Genomic DNA, 21,856 nt, shown 5'->3' with positions numbered 1-21,856 from the left:
CGCGATCACTGCCCGTGCGCTGGCCGAGGCGCAGCGCCGCCCACGCTGCCCGCGATCCCGCCGGCGCCCGTGCCTGCCGTCACTGCCGCTTTGCTGTAGCAGCCTTCGATATGTGCCGATGCCGACACGACGTTGCCCGCGATCCCGCCGGCCGACGCTGTAGCCGCTGTGACCGTCCCCGTCACGTCGCTGTTTAGGATGTTTGTTTCCCCCGTCACATAGCCTGCGATGCCGCCGATATTGCTGCCGCCCACAAATACCGCGTTGCGTACGTTCACATTGGCGATATCCGCCCCGCTCACATAACCGAACAAACCGCGGTTCGTACCCGTTCCTGTCGGCATCTTCACGTCGCTTACCGCATAGCCCCGGCCGTCAAAGCTGCCCGTAAAGGGCGCGTTCGCATTGCCCACCGGATTCCAGAACGTACTTGTTACCGCAATATCGCCCGTTTGTACATACATGGCGTACGGCCGCTGCGCCATGGCCGCAAGGTCTGCCTCGCTGGCTACCTCATAGACCTGCTGGCCTTCCCGGTTCTCCCGGATCTCCGGATAGCCCGCCGCATTTCCTTCATAGGCGTCCTCCGGCAATCCAAACAGATCCCCGCCGCGCATCTGCCTCGATGTCAATTTTTTTGCTTCCGTTGCCTTTTCACTGCCTGCCGCGCTCACGCCCCCCGTGCCGCGCGTCACCACGCTCGCATCGATACTCCAATAATTATTGATCAATACCGTCGTCGTCACGTTATTACGATTCCCAAGGATGCCGCCCGTATAGGTGCTCGTGCGTGCGTTTTGGATGCTGCCGATGTTATAGCAGCCTTCAATCCGCGTATTTGCGCCCGCGTTCCCCACGATACCGCCCGTGTTCTGGCTGCTGTTCGTGCTCGTTGTGGCAATATTTCCCTTGTTGTAACTGTTTTTGACCGTCGTCGGCGCACCCGCAGCTCCGCCGTACAAATACCCTGCGATACCTCCCACGTTTGCCGCCTGCGTCCCTGATTGTGCGCTTACGCCGCACAGGTTATAACAACCGTCGATCACCGAAGCATTGCTTGACGACGTATACCCAATGAGGCCGCCCACAAACACCATGCCCGTTATGCTGCCCGATACCGCCGCGCAGTTGGTAATGCTGCTTGCGCCGATACTGCTGTCTAAACGCCCCGCGAGCGCGCCTACATACTGGTTGCCCGTTACCGTCACATTTTCGAGCCGGACGTTTTTGATGTCTGCGCCGCTCACGTACCCGAATAAGCCCAGGTTGTTCGTACCGCTCACCACAAGGCCATCCAGCGCATAACCACCGCCGTCGAATACGCCGCTGAACGGTTCGCTTGCGCTGCCCACCGGCGTCCAGTTTCCAGTTAGCTCGATATTATTGAGCTGGATATGCACCGCATATGGATGGTTGGCCATATCCTTTAAATCTTCTTCCGTGCGGATATAATATACATCCGTTGGGTGTTTATCCGGGTTTGCCGTGATATCCGGATATCCTGTACGCACGAGCGTATAACCCGCATCCCCTGTCGGCAGGCCGAACGTCTTGCCCAGCATATCGGGCCGGGCCAGCTTCCCTGTCTTGCCCGTTTCGTCACTGCCGCCGCCGTCCGCCGCGCCGATCCCGTACACCGCGCCGTTGCCGCTTGCGTTCCAGTAACAGCCGCTGGCCTGCGCCTTGCCCGACAGTCCGCCGGCAACGCCGCCAATATTTGCCGTGCCGCTCGCCGCCACCGCGCCCGTGGCATAAGCGTCCGCAAGGCTTGCATCCGTAAGCTGCCCGATCACGCCGCCCACAAAACTGCCCGCTTCGCTGCTCACACGCCCCTTGCTGTAGCTTGTTTGAATGGTGGTCGTATCGCCGGAGGTACTGCCCGCCGCAAAGCCAATCAGGCCGCCCGTGTTCATACCTCCCGTAACGTCTGTTTTGCTGTAGCTGCCCGTAATATGCGCGGCGCATCCGTCGCCGGCAATAACCGAGCCCGCAAGGCCGCCAGCATTGCTGCTGCCCGTTACGCTGCCCACGCCGCTGTCGCAGTTTTCTATCACCATGCTGCCTTTCGCCAAGCCAACCAGCGCGCCCGCGTTGTTTCCGCCCTTTATTTCTATGTTTTCAACGCCTATATTTTTCAGCGTCGCGTCTTTAGCAACGCCAAACAGCCCCGTGTTTTCCTCTCCTGCCGCGCGCAGTCCGTAAATAAGGTATCCGCCTCCGTCATAGCTGCCTGTGAACGGTGTGTCCGCGCTGCCCACAGGAATCCACTCGCTTGTCAGCGTGATATCGTTTTTCTGGATATGCATGCCGTCCGGATGGTTTATAATATCCCGCAGGTCCTCTTCCGTATAAATCAGGTATACGCCGCTCGTCTGCAGCTTCGTCACATTCCCCGCGCCGTCTGTCGCGCTCAGCCAGTAGGCCCCGCCGTCCGTCGGTACCGTTCCTTCAAATACGCCGCTTCCTTCGGCTGTTTCGCGCATCTGCGTCCCCGCGCCGCTTTCCGTCCTGCTCCACGTAACTTTCGCGATCCCGCTCCCGCCGGTGTCTTTGACAGTCACGCTCAACGTGCCCGCGCTGTCAAGGGTATAGCCCAGGATTTCCGGCGCGATCGCGTCGATCTTTTTCAGTTCTACCGGCGTTCCCGTTTTCGTCACGTTGCCCGCCTTGTCGATCCCGTACACATAGTAGGTTCCCGGCGTTGTGATCTCTTCCTTGCTTTCCCAACAGTTTTCAATCGCGTTCCATTCCATATCCGTGCCCGACTCCGCGCCCTGCGCGCGATCCGTATAGAACAGCTTAAGCACGCCCGTTTCCGCATCCAGCGCCGTTGCGCCGATTTTGCGCGATTGTTCCCATGTATCGTTATCCGGTATCTGGAAAACGCTCTTTATGACCGGCGGCTCGCGGTCAGATTTCAGCCCTTCCGTCGTCCCGTCAAATATCACGATGTCGCTCGTCGTCCTCGCCTGTTCGTTTTCGTTCCATATGTATAGCGCATAATTTTCAGGATGATCCGCCACGTCCGCGGGAAGTGTGATATCAAATGTGCCATATCCGCTTGCGTCCGTCGCGATAAGGCGCGCCGCATATTTTTCTTTTGTATTTTTGTTTACCAGCAACCCCGCGATGTATGTCTGCCCAGCTTCATAGCTCGCGCTTGAATAGCGGATCGTCCCTTCCGTATGTCCCTTAAGGTGCGAGATCTGCGCAGTCAGCACGCCGTTCCCGCCGCGCTCAAACACGCGGAAGCTTTCGTTATCCTGCGTTCCGTACGTCGCAGCAAAGTTCGCAGGCGCGCTTCCAAGCGCTGTTGTCGTGATATTCGTCGTCGCCGCAGGGGCGCCGCCCGCATTATTTGCCGCCGTCAAAACGATTTTTGACGGATCGAGGTTGAGTGCGGGGCGAATGCTCCACGTCGTATTTACAGGTCCTGTCGTCGAAATTTGCCCTGTGTCATTAACACGATATATGTTGCTGTTGGTCGTGCTGTCAGGCGTTCTGAGCATCCAATATGTACCGGTTAGCCCACCCGCAGGATGCCAGTTTCCATCCTGTGTCTTGGAAACAGGCGTTGCGATTGCTGCTCTAGATCCCGAAGTCGGGAAATACACAGACGAAACTGCTTCCTGATACGAAATCGGAAACAACTTATCGAACACAGTCTTCCCTGTGCCGGCCGTGCTGGATTCCCCCTCGACAACCGTTTCCACCACCATGTTTTTTTGCGGATTTGTGAAGGCTGTATTCAAGAAACCACCATTGATACCCGTGCCGGAGGAGAAATCATAATCCCATCCCTGTGTACTGTTCAGCCACGCACGCGCGTGACTGCTTCCACTTTCCGAAGCATACAGATTATTATTGCCTGCGTTATTCCAATTTCCTCCTGCGAGTAAATACTCACTCATCATCAGCACGTTACCTGTCGTGCTCTCTACTGTACGCCAAAGGATCGGCTCGTTCGCACTTGCGCTGCTCTGCGGGTAATTCCCGAACCATACCATCGCTCTTTTATCTGTAGCGCTGCCATTCACGATCCCGTCATAATACGTGCTCACGTCCGTCGGCAGTACCGTGGACACCTTATCCACATACACCGGCGCGCTCGCGCGGTTTCCGTTGCTGTCCACCGCGATGATATACCATGTGCCGTTTTTGGCCACGCCCGTTTCCGATACATAGGTATCGCCCGCCGAAAGCACCAATTCGATCCCCGTCGTTGCGTTCGGGTCGGACGCAACGAACACGCGCTGTCCCGTTGCCCCGCTGCTCCACGCAACGTCCGCCTGCACGGCGCGGCTGTTTGCCACTGCGTTGTCCACCTGCTTCACGTTTGTTATAACAGGTATGTTCGGGTTGGCAATATCCGATACCACCACCGGGCCCGACACCGCGCGGTTGCCCGCCGCGTCGTACGCGATAATGTAATATGTCCCTTCATAATAGATGTTCTGGCTTTCCCATTGGTTACCCGATCCCACGGGAGTCATCGACGTTCCCGCAAGCGCGTTTTGATCCATGGAAACAAAAGCGTTCGTCACGCCGATGTTATCCGTGATGTCCGCCGCAACTTTCTTGACCTGCGCCGCGTCCGCCGGCTGCTGCGCTTCGTTTGCGATCACAGGCGGCTGCGTATCTTCCGGTATGCTGCCGATGTTTACGCTGAATTTCACAGGCTCGCTTGCTTTCTTCGTTCCTTCATTCTCGTTCCAGATGAACGCCGCATAGCTCCCGTCCGGCAGATCCGCCGGCAGAATAAATTCCGCATATCCATTTGTAGCCGTGATAGGCGCGATACGCCCCTGCCACTTTGCCTTGCTCGTCTTGTCCACGAGCAGCATATTGAAGTAATTCTGGTCGGACGCGCTCGCACCGAAATAGTCGATACGCACCGTATTTCCCGCTTCTGCGATCACGCGTTTGGCTGTCGTCGTACCAAGCGTAAGATTGACGTCCCGCTCAAAGACACGGAACGACTGGCTATCAGCTCCATAATTTATACTAAAGCTATCAGGAGCAGCGCCTGTAACTTTCGTGAGCGTACTCCCCACAGTTAAAGGCGCATCGCCATACGTACCAGAGGCCGTTAATATGACCTGATTTGGGTCAAGATTAACAGCAGGCCGAAGCCCGATCGTTGAGGATTCCACAGATATTTCCGTTGAGAAGTTGATCGCCCCAGCTACTTTAAGTCTGCTTGATTCCGTTGACGGCGTGCGCAGCCAGTAAGCGGAATAACCGTCCGCGTCTTCAAGTTTGCCGCCCGAATAACTGGTTGTTTTTGCCCAATCCGTTCCCATCGCTCTACTTTTTGTAATATCCCCGTCGTAATATCGATAAAGCTCGGTATTGCTGATGGCAAATACTTTGTCATACAGTGTCGTGGCTGCTGAGCTTTCCGGCGCGAGAGCAGTTGTCATAATCAAATTTTTATTTGCGTCGTTCAGGTTATTCAAAAATCCCTGATCCGCCCCTGAAAAATCAAAGTCGGTCACCAAATAGCTGTTCAGCCATCCCCTGACATTGCTCAGTATGTATTCGTTTCCAGAGGCTGTATTGTTATGCACATTACCGGAAATGAGGTTGTATTCCGTCATCAGTATGGTACTGCCGGTGGTGCTCTCCAATGTCCTCCATAGCAGTGGATGCCGCGTGCCATCGGCGCCCTGCATAAAATTGCCGAACCACACCATCGCGCGGTTTGCTTCGTCGAGCGCGCCCGTAGCGTTGGAAATCCCGTCATAGTACTGCGAAATATCCCCGATAGATGGATCTTCCGTGCCCGTCACCTCGATCTTGTAGACGCTCATCTCGTCTGTGATATTGCCTATGTTATCTACTGCATAGATATACCATGTTCCGGCCGGAATCATCGCCGTATATTGGTTACTTCCTACTGTCTGCGTGAACAAAATGCCGTCCACAGCATTTTTATATTCCTGCGACGCAAACACGCGCGACGGGTTTACGCCCGACTGCGTATCAATTACTTGCGCGGTAACATATTGTACATAAGTTGACGGTTCGTTACCCACCATGACATTTGAGATATTCGGCGAATACTTATCCACATACAGCGTGAACTTAAACGCGCTGCGCATGCCTGCCGTGTCGTACGCGATCAGGTATTTCTGCCCGCCGTTTACCCAGTCGTCCTTTGTGGCCTCATAGGTATTCTCTGCGCCCGCCTTTTTCGACAGAAAAACGTTCGTTGCCGCGCTTGGCTCCGCGTCGATGCTGTCCGCGATATATACTTTCGCATCGTCCACCGCCGTGCTGCGCGGCCTAACGACCGCTTCTACCGTCTTTTCGCCGTTTGTCCATTCTTCGTTTACCGCCCCACGGTATAAATTCGTCACACTCACGATCTCCGGCCCCATCTGGTCAAGCGCGTACATCATCGGTTCGCTTGTGTTTTTATCCGCTTCGCTCTCGTTCCATATATACAGGCGGTACCCTTCCGCCCCTACGTTGACGGGCAGCTTGACCGTTACGCTGCCATCAGCAGCCGTAACCTTTGCGATCCGCCCCGTCCATTTATCTTTCGTCGCCGTATTCACCAGCATTGCCGAAATATAGTTGTCGCGTCCATATGTCGCGCCCGTATAATCAAAGGTCACCGTATCCACGCCGCCATAGCCCGTTCCTGCCGTCAGCGTCATTTCCTGTCCGCCGCGCCGGAACACACGGAAGCTCTGGCTGTCCGTCCCATATGCTAAAGCAAACGAAGAGGGCGCGTCTCCCGCCGCCTTGACGAGCGCCGTATCCTCGCCCAGCACTGCCGGACTGCCGCCCGTATTGCTTGCCGCCGTGAAGACCACCGCCGACGAGTCGAGGTTAATCGCGGGACGCGCCGCCGCGTCATTATTGGTTACATTTGCATTATGATCCGCTATATATCCGCTTGCGCTGGTATATCCCTCGGCATGAACCTGGTGAGCCGTCCCATCATAAGGCGAGCGCGTAAACCAGTACCCATAATTATTGTAGTGATATCCAGCTTTTCCAGTCATTGTTCCATAAACCGACGTATAACTATTATTGGCTCCGTTGTTGCTTGCATTGGGTGTAATAATCGTTTTTAAATCCGTATCGCCCGCAAAATATTTGACATCTTTCGTATCGCCTGCCGAAAGCGCGAATACCTTGTCAAACACCGAATACGCCTGTCCGTTGTTCCCATATAGGCCGCCCCACGCAGCAGCATTCCCCGCCTCTGTCGTGATTTTTGTCGGCAGGATCAATCCCTTCTCTTCTGCCCCAAACGCGTTGATATAGAACGAAGGATACGTCGTATCGCTTTTGATATACCTGCTGTAATTGCCATCCGATACCATACCCGCGCCGCCGTTCATCCACGCACGGATATCGCTCGATACCTTGTTTGCGTTGTTGTACCAGAACTGGTTATAATTGCCCGTATCCTTATCAAAATACGACGTATACGGCGCGTATTCAGAAAGAAGCGTGATACTGCCCGCGTCGCTTTCCAGCGTGCGCCAAAGCATAGGCTCGTTTGCCGTAGCCGCAGGCGCGGACTGCGGCCATCCGCCGAACCATACCATCGCGCGTGCCGCCGTACCCATGCCGTTCACGATCCCGTCATAGTACGTACTAATATCGTCTTTTGACACCAATTCTATCTTATCCACAAGCACGCGCACTTCCGCGCGGTTGCCCTCTGCGTCGTACGCCACCACGTAATAGACGCCGTTCTTCTTCAGCGCGGATACCGTCTGGTAGGCATCCCCGCTTCCAGTTTTTTGCATCTCTACATCGCCTGTTTCCATGCCCGTGGAGTTGTCGCGTTCCGTCACATAGACCTGCGTAATCTCCGCGCTGCCGCGCATAACGTCCGCAGTGACATTCTTTTCCGCTTTGAGTTCGTCCGTTTCCTGCTTCCCGTTCGTGATCACCGGCGGGTTCCCGTCGCTCATCCCGATGTCCGATACCGGGATTGCGCCGGACACGCTGCGGTTTCCGAATACATCGTAGGCGATGACATAGTATGTATCGTTCGTGTACAGTGTTTGGCTTTCATACACATTGCCGCCGTTTGCCGTCATGGAAATACCGCTCATCGCGCCGGGGTTCGTCGCCACGAAAATATTGCTGATCCCGCTTGCGTCGCTTGCCGTAATCGTGATATTCTTGGTCGGCGCTTTCGTTCCCGCCGCCGGAACCTGCGTACCGTTGCTCAAAACCGGCGCGGTTTCCTCTTTTGCCTGCCCGATATTCACCGTAAATTTCACCGGCTGGCTCGCCTTGCGCTGTTGTTCGTTCTCTGCCCATAGGAACATCGCATAGCTGCCGCTTGCAAGGCCGGACGGCAGCGTGATTTGCAGCGTACCGTTTTCATCCGTGATTTTTTGTAACCGCGCCTGGTATTTCTCGTGCGTCACTTTATTGACAAGCAGTACGCCCGCGTAAATATCCGCGCCAATTTTCGAGCGCGTTGCTCCCTCGTATGAAACGTCCAGCATATCGCCTGCCAGCGCCGTGCGGACATCCCCGTTGATATTGCCCATCGTGAGGCTGCCGTCCGTTACGCGCTCAAACACACGGAACGTCTGCGAATCGCTGCCGTAAACCGTATCAAAAGAGTCCGGTGCGCTGCCCGTTGTCTCGGTCAGCGTTCCGCTTGTGCGCGGCGCGCTGCCGTCGTTTCCTGCCGCGACAAGCATGATCGAGGAACTGTCGAGGTTTGTCGCGGGGCGCACGCCATGTATACAAACCGACAAAGAAGCAGTTGCTCCCACGATATTACCGGCTTGATTAATGATACTTACCTGATTATATTTCGCCGAGGAGAACGGCTCCGGAATATAGTAATGTATATATCCATCCGCAGTAACTTCCGAAGTGTAGCCATCTGCCATAAGTTTATTCTTTGTGTCCGTGGTCGCCAGTACTTTTCTGGCCGCCGCGTCTTTATAATATTTTGGATCTGTTGCCTGTGCCGAATTTAAAAGGAACAGTTTATCGCTTGTTGGGATACCATAACCCCACGCCTCGCCGTCTTTGTCGGGAGGCTTAACGATCGTATTCAGCGTCAACGCTTTTTCGGTTTCTGAAAACGCGTTATTCAAAAATCCATTGGATGCGTAATCTACCGTGCGCCCCTGCAAATTATTCATCCATGCGCGTGTACCACTGTTTATGCCATTAAAATTTGCCCAGTATAAATTGACCGGCGATGCATCGAGATCGTCATAGCGTACCGCAGCAGGTACATATTCCGTCATGAGCATCGTTTCGCTGCTGCCCGATTCCAGAGTACGCCAAAGCACGGGCGATTCCTTCTCCCCCGTCTGGTTATAGCTGCCAAACCACACCATTGCGCGGTTATTCTCTATGAGCGGCGTTACGCTTTCGCCCGCGCCGAGGCCGTCCCAATATTGCGAAATATCCCCAATGGACATATCCTCGATGTCCCTTACCGTAAACGGCGTAGGCTCCGCGCTTAAGTTGCCTACGTTATCCGCCGCGTACAAATACCAGTCCCCCGCCGCCAGCTTTTTCACGCTGTATGTAACGAGACTGCCGTCCGCTTCCGCCGTGCTGTCCAATTCCAGCTCCACGCCGTCCGCCGCGCCAAGCTCCCTTGACGCGAACACGCGGGATACGCCGCTCTGGCTGTCGCGCACTTTGGCCGCCACATCCTGCGCGTCTCCGATATTTTCCGTTACCGTGATGCTTTCCACTGCGGGCGAATATGCGTCCACGCGCGATTCAAATTCCACATATGTCGGCGCGCCGCCGCTATTGGAATCCTTCGCCACCACATACATTTTGCCGCCCAGTTTCAGCGCGCCGTCTGCCGTAGTGAAGGTATCCGTTCCTGCAATGCGCGTCATTGGAACTGCGTTCGTGATGCTCAGCGGGTCGTCCGAAACAAATACATTGGTTTCGTCGATAACGCTTGTGCCGTTTGCCTTGATCGTCGCCGTGACCGTCCTGCCGTCCGCCGCGTTTGTCCAATAGCCCGGATATTGCTGGATGTCGGTGATTTCGATGTCGTCGCCCAAGAGGCGGATCATCGAGTCGGTGATGGAAGCGTCGGGAACCGATGAAGTTTTTCCAACTTTATTGGAATATTTACATGCCGCAGTATACGTGTTATTGCTATATACATTATCTGTCAGGGAAACAAGTCCGTTATTTCCTATAAAACCACCACATTTGACATTTGTAACGCTTCCATCGACAACCGTACTCGTTATATGAGTTACAGTAGAACAATCCTTTATGGAAGCCGCGCACGTCGTAGGCATCCACACGGAACCGATAAATCCGCCAATCCCTTGCACGTTTGCGCCATTAAAAGTTTCATTTGCAGTGATCGAACCGGAGGCGTTGCAATTTTCAAACAGCCATGGCCCATTTGTAGAATTCCCCGCGCCGCCAAAGCCACCCAAAAACACTTGGCCGCTGTTTGATCCATTCAAGGTGATATTGGCGTTTGCCGTTGAGCTTTTTACTGTGCAGGTATCCATTGAACCAAGGAACCCGCCAATAAAAGCGTTACCCCCTGTTCCGGTTGTTCCCCCAATCAGTGTGACGTTATCACTTGAACAGTTTTCTGCATAAGAATCGTACATCTCGGCTACTAGTCCACCCATAACGAGATATCCTGTATAGGCTCCCATATCGAGCGTACAATCTTTACTGTGCGCATTAATCAATTTCGCATCGGTACCAAGAAATGCGACCAACGGCGCAACCTCTTGATTACGCGATAAATTAGCAGCCATATATTTCAGGCCGGATACCGTAATGTTTTGAACCGTTCCGTAGACGCAACCAAACAGCGCTGACGCAGAAATATCGCCGCTTGGATAGACGTTTCCTGTTGCCGGGAAGCTTATATTCCGGGCATAAAGCGTATAATTCCCGCCATCATATATTCCCGAAAATTTTGTTGCTTCCGTGGGCGCGATCGGCGTCCACACCGTATTATCTGGAATGGTAATATCCGCAGTTTGCAAATAGCCGCGGTCGAGGTTGTAGCCGTTCGCGGTATCTTTGCCGACTTTTTCAAATGCGGCAAAATCAGGTACGCCAATCACACCGAGAATATCCACCGCCGCCGTAATATCCGCCTGCCCCGCTTTGCTGTAGGTGACCGTAAGCGTTGCTTTTTCGTTGCCGTTTGCAAGCGGGACTAACTGGCGCACATTTACGTTGTCGCCAACTACGTTTGAAAGCTGGAACTTCGGATTATCGATGCTCCAGTGCGCGGTATAACCAAAGGCCTGCGCCGCGCCCTGCACCGTGTAATCTTTATCCATTTCGTGTATGTTGAGGATAGAGACAGACGGCTGTGGAGTTGCGAGCAGTGTGATGCCCCTATCAATATCGGCATTATTGGTGGCGTTGTACGCATTGGTCAGCGCGACCTTCCCATAAGTCGTGTTGGTACAGACGTTGTTCACAAAAACGCCCGCATAATCGGCAGTCTCTGTCGAATCCAAGATGATACTGTTGCGCCCATTAAAGCTCCCCGATATTACGCTCGATAATCCGGCCGAGCCAATTTTCACAAATTTACCCAAGGCAGCGCAATTCTGGAACAATGGCTTAACGAAGCCTGCTTTTGAAGCGGTTGTGGCAAGTGTCGATACAAAACCGGCCGCTTCCTGAAGACCCGACGCATCTTCCGTCGTGATATTGCCGGACGCGGTACAATTCTCAAATACCAGTTCCCCCGTCGTGCTTTTGCTCACGAGTCCGCCAAAGCCGCCGGTATATACGTTATAGGAACCGCCGTTGTGTACGTCTGCGGAAGTAGAGCAGTTTCGGAAGACAACGTCATGGCCTCCGGCTGTAAAGCCACCGAGGATCGAATGTCCATTTGCGATCTTTGACGAAGCCGCGTTAAACGTACCGCCGTTCACGGCGCAATCCGTAAATGTACTTTGACTGCCGTAGCCAATGAAACCGCCCACGCGTACAATATTGACCTGTGCATTCACCGTTTCGATATTTGTATCGTCAACAGTGCATTTTTCAAAGCTGCTTGCCGACACGCTTCCTGTGAGACCGCCAAAAAAAGTTTGCTCCGTCGTATTTGTATCGCACTTGATGGCGCTATCAGATACTGATACGCCGCTTATTTTTGCGGAACCCATCGCTGCCGCTAAAATCCCTGCCTGAAGCACATCCGTACTTTCAATTGCGACCTTGCGTATGGATAGATCCATCACCGTTCCGGAACCGATATATCCGAACAGGCCAGTCAGCTTTGCGCTTCCGACCACTTTCCACGTCATGTTCTTTCCGCCGGTGATCGTGCAATGGTTGCCGTTATAAATTCCCGTGAAGTATTCGCCTGCATTATTATTGCCTACCGGCGTATGCTCCGTGCCGTCGGGTATTTTGAAATCGTTCATCTGGATGTATTTGCCGTCAAGCGGATAGAGCGCGTCCACGCCGATCTTCTTGAAATCCGCATACGAATAGATCGGTATCCAGCCGCTTGCCTTAACATCCACTTTTATGGGCACATCGCTGAAATTACCTACGCGGTCGATCGCGTAGATATACCATGTGCCTTCGGAAAGCACACCCGACCATATATCGCCCGCCGCGACACGGTCAAATGCCGTACTGCCCGCATCCTCCGGCTTCGCGTTTGTCGCGTTCTGGCTGGCGTACACCTTTGCAACGCCCGACTGCGAATCGATCACAGCCGCGCTGACATTTTGTCTGTCCTGCGTCGTTTGTTGCTGTACGTTACTGATGTGCGGAGAATATATGTCGCGCAGGATTGTAAACGGCGCAGATGCACGCATGCTGTTGTCCGCGTTTTTCGCGATTACGTACTGCGTCCCGCTTTCCATAAGGCCCGCCGCCTGCGCAAGCTCGTAAACGCCGTCGTCCGGAGTGACGCGCATATTCGTTCCGCTTACCGCATTTGGATCGGACGAGATAAATACGCTAATATCACCCGTTACACCGTTGCTTTTTGCGACATTGGCTTTCACGCCGACCTTCTGGTTTCCGTTTATCCAGATAATATCCGCTGCCGGATCGAGCGTGATATTTGAAATCGTGATGTTGTTGTCATCGATAAGACGGATCATGCTGTCGCTGATATTGGCGTCAACCGTCGCTGACGAGGCTCCCACCTTATTTGCATATCCGACAGACGTACTGAATGTATTATCCGCAAACGCTGCCTGTGCGTTTGCTGTTGTCATAACATGGTATCCAATAAATCCACCGCCGCGTCCAGCCGTCCCATTTATGCTCGACTGCGCTGTTGTGCTGCAATTCGTAACCGTCTGTCCTGCTGAATCGCTATCGATACTGCCTATAAATCCCCCTAGGTTTGCGGTGGCTGCAAGCTTCCCTGCAAGCGAAACGATCGTTCCATCAACATGGCAATTATCGATGGTAAACTTACTGTTGCTTTCTCCAACCAATCCTCCAACCGATTCAATTGCGATAGCGCTGCCATTGACCGATACATTCCCTCCGATAACGGAAGAATCATAGATTTGCGCGCCATATTGGTTACAACCAACCAATCCACCCGCAAATGCGCTGTAACTGGCGTTATTGAAATTGACTTTGACATCGTTATTCTTTGCCGTACAATTTCTAATGATGGAATTGACGTCATGCGAGATACCCACCAGCGCGCCTGCTTGGCCGTTGTTTGCGCTGGTGTATATTTCTACTTTGGAATCGCTGACTCTAACGTTTTCTGTTGTTCCGTTTATCAGGTCGCCAATGACAACTCCGCCCCAATTTGTTTCTTTCGACGTGTTGGCGATACTCACATTTTTGACATTCCAGTTTTTCAGCGTACCTGTAAAATGTCCGAACAACCCCATCGTATATACGCTTGCTGAATTACCTGTTGTTGGAACCGCGCTCATTCCCTCGCCGCCTGTAACCGTATGATTACCGCCATCATAAATTCCACTGAAAGAAGCAATATGGTTCCCGATCGGCGTATGTACCGTGTTCGCGGGGATGGCGAAATCCTGCGTTTGGTAATAGCTCCGGTCAAGCGAATAGCCGTTTTGCGTATCTGCCCCGATCTTTTTAAAGGTATCGTAATCCGGCACGGCGACCACGCCGCGTACCTTGACCGTTTTTGCAATGTCGTTATACCCAACTTTGGAATACGTTGCCTTAAGCGTTACCTCCGCCGGGGCGGGGCACGCCTTCGTTTGCGTCACCTTAACCTGCTGGCCTTCCGCCGCCGAAAGCGTGAAATATTCCCTCACAGAGTCCGGATATTCAAATTCCCATTTTACGCCGTAATAACCGAAGTCGTCGCCGACGGAATCTACCGTGACGGGCGTGTTAAGGGTCTTGATATTCACCGGCGAGGGGGTGGGGGCTGCGTCGGTCAAAATATGAATCGTCGTATCGTTGATATCATCCGGCGCATTGGTTTCATTGGTCGTTGAACCACTGCCTACGCGGGGATACTGTGCGCTTACATATGTATTACCCTTAAACGCATTTTTCACCGCAGCTGCGTTCATCCAGTTCACACCGACAAATCCCGCACAGTACTTTGTATCACTGCCCGCATAGCTCATCGCACCCGTTGTCGAGCAATTTTCAAAGCGGAGAGCAGCATTCAAAGTCCATCCGGCAAAACCGCCAAAATAGGAAACCGTATTATTTCCATTCGATGTAACTTTTCCTGTTGTGGTACAGGTGTTAAATGTGGAAACACTATTTTGAACCGATCCGACAAACCCACCCGCGCGGAGCTGGGTCGCAAGTCCGCCGATGTCTGTTACGTCTGCCGATGTATTACAATTTGAATACTTGCTTGCAGACGCATAGCCAACAAAACCGCCAATATATACTGTCTGCGTTCCATTTGTGTCAACCGCCCCTCCTGTCACGGCGCAATTTTCGATGGCTTCGGAGTTATTTGTGCCGCCAAACAATCCACCCGCGCAGATATATGTTGTTCCTGACGCGTCCACACTAACGTTCACATTTGTGGCAGTACATCCTGTCACAACCCCGTTTTGAATGTCCCCGGCAAGGGCGCCGCTCGCAATCAGATTGATGCTTTCCATCGTGCTGATTGTCACGCTGCTGTCTTTTACATGTACGTTCCTTAACTTGCCAGACGATCGCCCCGCGACGATACCAACAAGCTCAATATTGCCTACCGCTAAATCAAATTCCTTAATATCCAGATTTTTTACTACGCCAGAAGTATATCCAAATAAACCTACCGCCTTTTTTTCACCAACCGTATTCCATGTCATGTTTCTGCCGCCGGTGATGGTGTGGCTGCCGCCGTCGTAGGTTCCGGTGAAGGGGGTTGCGCTGTCGCCGATGGGCGTATGGGTCGTTCCGTCAGGGATCACAAAGTCCGCCATCTGGATATAATTGCCCGAAAGCGGATAGGCAGGGTCAACGCCGATCTTCTTGAAATCGTCGTACGTCCATATCTCGATACGTCCGGCGACGCTGTCATCCACCACAAGCGGCGCGGTGCTCATATTGCCCGCCTTGTCCACCGCATAGATATACCATTTCTCCCCCGTTGCCGGAACGGCGACGCTTCCAGACCATGCGTTCGTATTGTCAGAAGCCTTTGCAAGCTGTACCCTGCCTGCTTCCGCCGGATTGCTTGCATCTTTTGACGCGAAAACATAGCCCATTCCAGACTGGGAATCGGTCACGTCCAGGCTCACGTCAAAACCTCCCGCGTTGTTTTTGTTTGCCGACAGGTTTTCCATGCGCGGTGAATACAGGTCGCGCAGGATATTAAACCCGTATGTCGCGCGGCGGGCCGTAGGATCGTCCGCGTCCTGCGCGATGAGGTACATGGCGCCCGAACCAAAAAGGCCGTCTGCGCCGCCCGCGAGCTTATATGTATTCGGCATGAAAAGATTCGTTGATTTTGAAATTTCCGTTCCGTTCGCCGGATTTGTTTCGTTTGCGTCCGCCGCTACAAACACTTGCACCGTGCCCGTGACGTCCGAGGTGGTTTTGACGTCCGCCTGTACGCCTACGCCCTGCGACGCGTTTGCCCACGCGCCCTCCGGCGGGTCGAGCATAAGGTTACTGATGGTGATGGGAGCGTCGATCAGTTTGATCATGGAATCGTCAAAATTGCTGCCTGTATCCGGCGTGGTGGAATTCGCGCTCACGCGGTTAGGATATTTACAGCTTGCAGTATAAGTATTGCCGGAGTATGCAGCCGCAGATTTGGTCGTCACCATATCATTGCCGCCTATAAAACCGCCACATTTTATCAATACTGCTGAACCATCAATTAGATCGCTTGAAATCGTAGTGTTTGTCCGAGAGTTTACTATTTTAGGACTGGCTGGCATAAAATTTTGCTGGGTATGCCCTGCAAAACCTCCTAAATAAACCCCACAAGTTGTTGTGCCTACAAGCCCATTTACAGCTATCGTTCCATCTGCCGAACAATTTTGGATCAGCCAATCGATTGTCTGTCCATTGTCATGGGCATCCCCCACGAAACCGCCAACTATAGTAGAACCTTGTGTAATAGAACCCTCTGAAATATCAATATTTGTATTTGCTGTTGAATTCTTTATTGTGGAACTTCTATTGACGCCCGCAACTCCGCCAACTATAACGTCTCCTGTTACTTTCGATTTTGATTCTAGCGTGACATTATTAGCTGAACATCCTTCGATATATGCATTATCAAAAGCATGTCCCACGATTGCGCTCATTATAAGTCCGCCATAGGAAACGGTGTCGATATTCAATACACAATTTCTTACATGCGAATTGAGAAGTCTTCCTCCATTTCTGAGACTTGACACTATTGTTGCAACATATTGCCCTTCTACGGCAGTAGAGGTATAGTGTAATCCTTCAACATTGATATTTTGCAATCCCCCGCTTACCGTCCCAAACAGCGATGCACCTTTCAAATCATTTTGCACAATATTCGCCAGATTGTAACTAATAACTCCTGCCTTTACCGTATGATTTCCGCCGTCATAGGTTCCCGTGAATGGCGCGGCGTAGCTTCCGATCGGCGTGTGAACCGTATTATTTGGAATGGTGAAGTCCTGCGTTTGGTAGTAACCACGTTCAAGACCATAATTTCCTTTTCCGATCAATTTAAAGGTATCGTAATCCGGCACGCCGATCACGCCTTTGAGCGAAACCGTTGCGGCGCTTGAAGTCGTTCCCTTTTGGTAAGTGATCATGATATTCGCTGCTTCGTCCGGCGAAGAAAGCGGCTCCATTTGCCGCACGGAGACGCTGTCGCCTGCCGTGGCGTTAAGCTCAAACTTCGGGTTGTCAACGCTCCACTTTGCGGTATAGCCGAACGCTTCCGCCGCAGAGGAGATATTATAATCCCTGTTTAACTCCTGCATGTTAAGGTCCGTAACAGAGGGTTCAGGCGTTGCCACAAAACGGATATGACTATCGGTAAGCCCCGCAACCGGATAGCTCGATCCGCTTTTCCCAAAACCATTGTTTACGCATACGTTCCCCGCAAAGGACACTGTCGTACAATTTGTAACGCCGAAAAAGCTTCCGACTCCGCCGCTGTTGCCAGTGATATTCATTTTGCCATATGCAGCGTTATTCGATGCCAGTGGCGTACCTGTCGCAACAGCGATCGTACCTATAAAACCGCCGATCCGATAGGCATTCGCTGTAGTTGCATAAGCCGGAACAGCAGTGATATTTCCGCTGGAAACACAATGATTGATCGTCGACGAGGCAGCATAGGTATCTGACTGCAGACCGATCAGGCCGCCAACCGACATAAGGTTTGCAGGAGACGTCAGCCCCGCGTTTACGCTATCCACAGATGAGTAACAATTTTCTACCTTTGCGCTGAATACATGGCCGATCAAGCCGCCTACGCCCGTGGTTTGGCAGGCTCCCGCGTTAATTGTTCCGCTTGCCGCCGTGCAGTCTATGGCATAAGCGCCATCTATCAGCATCGCGCAGAGACCGCCGGCACTGATCATCGCAGCGGGAGTCACAATATCAATGGAAATATTTTCAACAAGACAGTTCTTCAGGCTCGCACTACTGCCCATAACGATACCGGCCAGAGCGCCTGCCCTACCGCCGCGATCCGATTCCGTTGCGGCCGAGTTGATTTCAATCGTGATATTTTGAGCGGTAACGTTTTCAACCGCGCCACCGACACAGCCCGCCAGAGAACTGGCGATATAGGTTTGCCCTGCGGGCGCGCTTTTATTGATGATCGTAAACCCATCTAACGAAAGGCTGCTTACCTTTCCATCCATGACTCCGAATAGTCCTGTCGCATATGCCGCCGGGAACAGATTTCCTGTTTTTGATACTACGCTGTTCCACGTCATATTCCTGCCGCCGGTGATGGTCTTATTGTTGCCGTTGTAAATTCCGGCGAAAGGCGCGTCCGCATTGCCTATTGGCGTATGAACCGTGCTGTCGGGGATCTTAAAGTCCGCCATCTGGATATATTTTCCTGAAAGCGGATAGCCTTTTTCCACGCCGATCTTTTTAAAATCGTCATAGTCATAGACCGGAATCCAGTCGGATACCGCCGCTTCGATCTTTTCAGGAGCTGCGCTGATGTTCCCCGCGTTATCCTTGGCGTACAAATACCACGTGCCGCCCGGGAGCGCCGCGCTCCATTTTTTTGTCGTGTCGTTATAGGTAAGGGCGACCTGTCCCGCCGTATAGTCCGTATCTGAGGCTGCCGCATATACGCCCGCAACGCCGCTTTGGCTGTCCGTTGCGCTAAGCGAAATGTTTATCGTGCCGTCCTGCATATCTTCTTTGTTGATACCGCTTAAGCGCGGCGAATAAGGATCGCGCAGAACCGTAATGGGCTGGGATGCGCGCGCGGTCTGGGCGCCGCTTGTGTTCTTCGTCTGCGCGCACAGGTAGAGCGTACCGCTGCCGATGATGTTTTCCATCGCGCTTGCGGGGATCGTACCCGTGAAGCGGTCGCCGTTTGCGGAAAGCATCATAAGCGCCGAAGAGCTGTCCGCATCCTCGCTGCTTGCAATAAATACATATTTCGCATCTGAAAGCGTGCTGGTCACTTCCGCCGAAACGTCCATGGTTCCCGCCGCATTCAGCCATTGCGTTGACGTGGGCGAAGTGGTGAGGTTTTGGATGGTGAGAGTAGCGAGGGTTGGGTCAGATACGAGCTTGATCATATTATCGGTGATCGCCCCATCCTGGGTAGCAGAAAATGATCCAACCTTATTTGTATATCCCACGGAAGCGGTAAACGTATTATTCACAAACGCGTTTTCCATATTTGCAGCAGTAATATCGTGCCGACCAATAAAACCACCGCATACTCCATCTGTTCCATTTGCGGTCGACGTTGCGGTTGTCGAGCAGTTCCTAATTGCAAAAGTTGTACTATCGCCTACCTCTACAGCAACAAAGCCTCCTATGAAATTTGTTGTTGCGTTGCCGTCTCTTATAATTTGCGTATTATAACAGTGTGTATTTGCAATTTTTACATTTGAGTCAATCTGCCCGATTACGCTTCCCTGAACGGTTCCCCCCGGATATGCAGCGTTATCCACTTTAACAGTTCCGCCATCTCCAACAGAGTTATTTATATTTCCGATCGCTACTACGCCCGCAAGTAAACCGGTATAGGCATAATTGCCCCCTCCAATGACTGGTGTGACATCTACGTTGGTATTTTTTACCACGCAATTATTCATGGTGGCTTCAACGCCCATGCCTATTAAACCACCTACTATTATATTTTTGGCTATGGCAGTATTTGTAATGTTGACCTTGATACTGGAATCAACTATCGTTACAGATTCAACGGTTCCCTGCACGAATCCGGCCAGTATCCCACAGTACTCAATATCTGTTTCTGTTTGCTCAACATGAATATCTTTAATTGTAAGGTTTTTAATTGTTGCTTTTGCAGTATGTCCAAATATACCAATTTCATATGAACCGTCGCCCGCAATAGCTTTGTTAATTTTAAACCCTGCGCTGCCTGTAATTATGCGGCCTCCGCCATCATAAGTACCCAAAAACGGCGTGGTCGCGTTACCAACCGGCGTATGTGTCGTGCCGTCGGGAATCGTCCAGTCCGCCGTCTGCAAATAACTGCCCGAAAGCGGATAGGCCGCGTCCTGCCCGATTTTGGCAAATGTCTCATAGTCCGGCACGGCGATTACCGCTTCTGTAACAGGGATTTCCTTTATAATAGACGCTGCGCCGACACGGTTATACGTCACCACAACTGTCGGCAGCTCGTTTGGCGCGACGGCCTTTGTTTGCGTCAATTGCGACGTATCGCCCGCCGTATTAGTGAGCGAAAAAGCGTTCTGTGGGTCCGTACCGTCTTTGATGGAATACGAAACATCCGTATAACCAAATATATCTCCCATGGAATAAATATTTGCGGGAGCGTTCAGGGAAGTAAATTTCAATTCCGTGGGGAAAGGGCTAACTTCGGCAGTAGTGTCGAGTTTATGAATGCCCGCGTCTACAAATTCATTTCCATCAATGTAGGAGCCCAGTTTTCCGGTACGGTTTTGAAGATTACCGCCGCCGTTATTGAAATAATAATTTCCTTTGAAAGTAGATGCTGACGGAGCAACCGAAAGTCGTCCGACAAAACCGCCTATATTGCCCCCGTCCGCGGCCCCGCTCCCCGCGAAAGTATATTCGATGGAATTGATCGCCAAATTATTTTCAAGCTGCATGCCTGCTGTGTTTGAACTGGCGGATGCCAGAAAGCCCCCAAGATATAATCTGGCGGGCGGCTTTGCTGTATTATAGGAAATCTTTGACGTAGAAATACAATTTGTAATGTGCGAATTTCCTGCGAGCGCCGAAAAAAAACCGCCTAACGAAACATCGCTTGATGTATCTGCGTATAGATCCGCTGATGTGGAACAATCCGAGTAGACTCCTCCCGTTGACCCGCTAAATCCTGATACTAATATACTTCCGCTTTCGGCATTCAACGCTTCGACATGCCCGCCGTTCACATGGCAATTATTCACCGTCCATGCAGTTCCACCATTACCAATTCCAAACATGCCGCCCAGATATTGCGTGGCTCCAGCGCCTCCTGTATGTGATACGAAAGTATTATTGACGGTGCAGTCTTTGATCGTTCCGGCAGCATAACCCGCAAAACCTCCGGTCGCAAGTCGTACTGAATCCGAAGTAACGCTGACGCCGCAATTTTGCACATGGATATTTTCTATGACAGGTTCATCGCGATCCGCACCCATGACAATACCTGTATAGCCAACATCATTGCCTGATATATCCTGTTGTGTATATGATACGGCGAATTCAACATTGGAAACCGTAAAATTGCATAGCCTTGCATTTTTTTGCACCGATCCAAACAAACCAACCGCATAACCATAATCGTTATGATATACAACGTTCATTTCTAAATTTTGTCCGCCGGTGATGGTATGCCCGCCGCCGTCATAAGTACCTGTAAACGGCGTATTGCCGTCCCCGATAGGCGTATGGGTGGTATTGTCCGGTATCTTGAAGTCCGCCGTCTGGATGTACGAGGCGTCAAGCGGGTAGGCAGGGTCGTGCCCGATGCGCTTAAATTTTTCGTAACTGTCGATCTGGATACGCCCGTCCGCATCCGCTGCCGCTTTCACGTCCGCCGAGGATACCACATTCAAATTGTTGATCTGCGCCTTGGGTAACTGTTTGGGCACGCCGTTTTCCCATGCGTTCGTGCCGTTTGCGATATCCTCGCTTCCTAAAGGTTCCAATTCTTGCGTTTCCGATATTTGCGTCGGCAGTTCAGCCGCCATCGCCGTCGGCACGATACTGAAAATCAGCGCGAACGCCAACAAGAACGCCGTCATACTTCTGACCCGTTCCCGCCTGTTTCTTT

Annotated in this window: 1 protein-coding gene; it reads right to left on the bottom strand. The window is 52.3% G+C overall.

Annotation, left to right across the window (positions count from 1 at the left end):
• Positions 1-5: 5 nt before the first annotated feature.
• Positions 6-21,827 (bottom strand): DUF6273 domain-containing protein, encoded by a 21,822-nt coding sequence (locus BN6471_RS07125; protein WP_066647055.1) that lies wholly within the window; start codon positions 21,825-21,827, stop codon positions 6-8.
• Positions 21,828-21,856 lie beyond the last annotated feature (29 nt).

Origin of the sequence: Christensenella timonensis, assembly GCF_900087015.1 — a bacterium.
Classification (GTDB): domain Bacteria; phylum Bacillota; class Clostridia; order Christensenellales; family Christensenellaceae; genus Christensenella; species Christensenella timonensis.
Note: the sequence above shows the minus strand (reverse complement) of the source record. Positions and strands in the feature narration are given on the sequence as shown.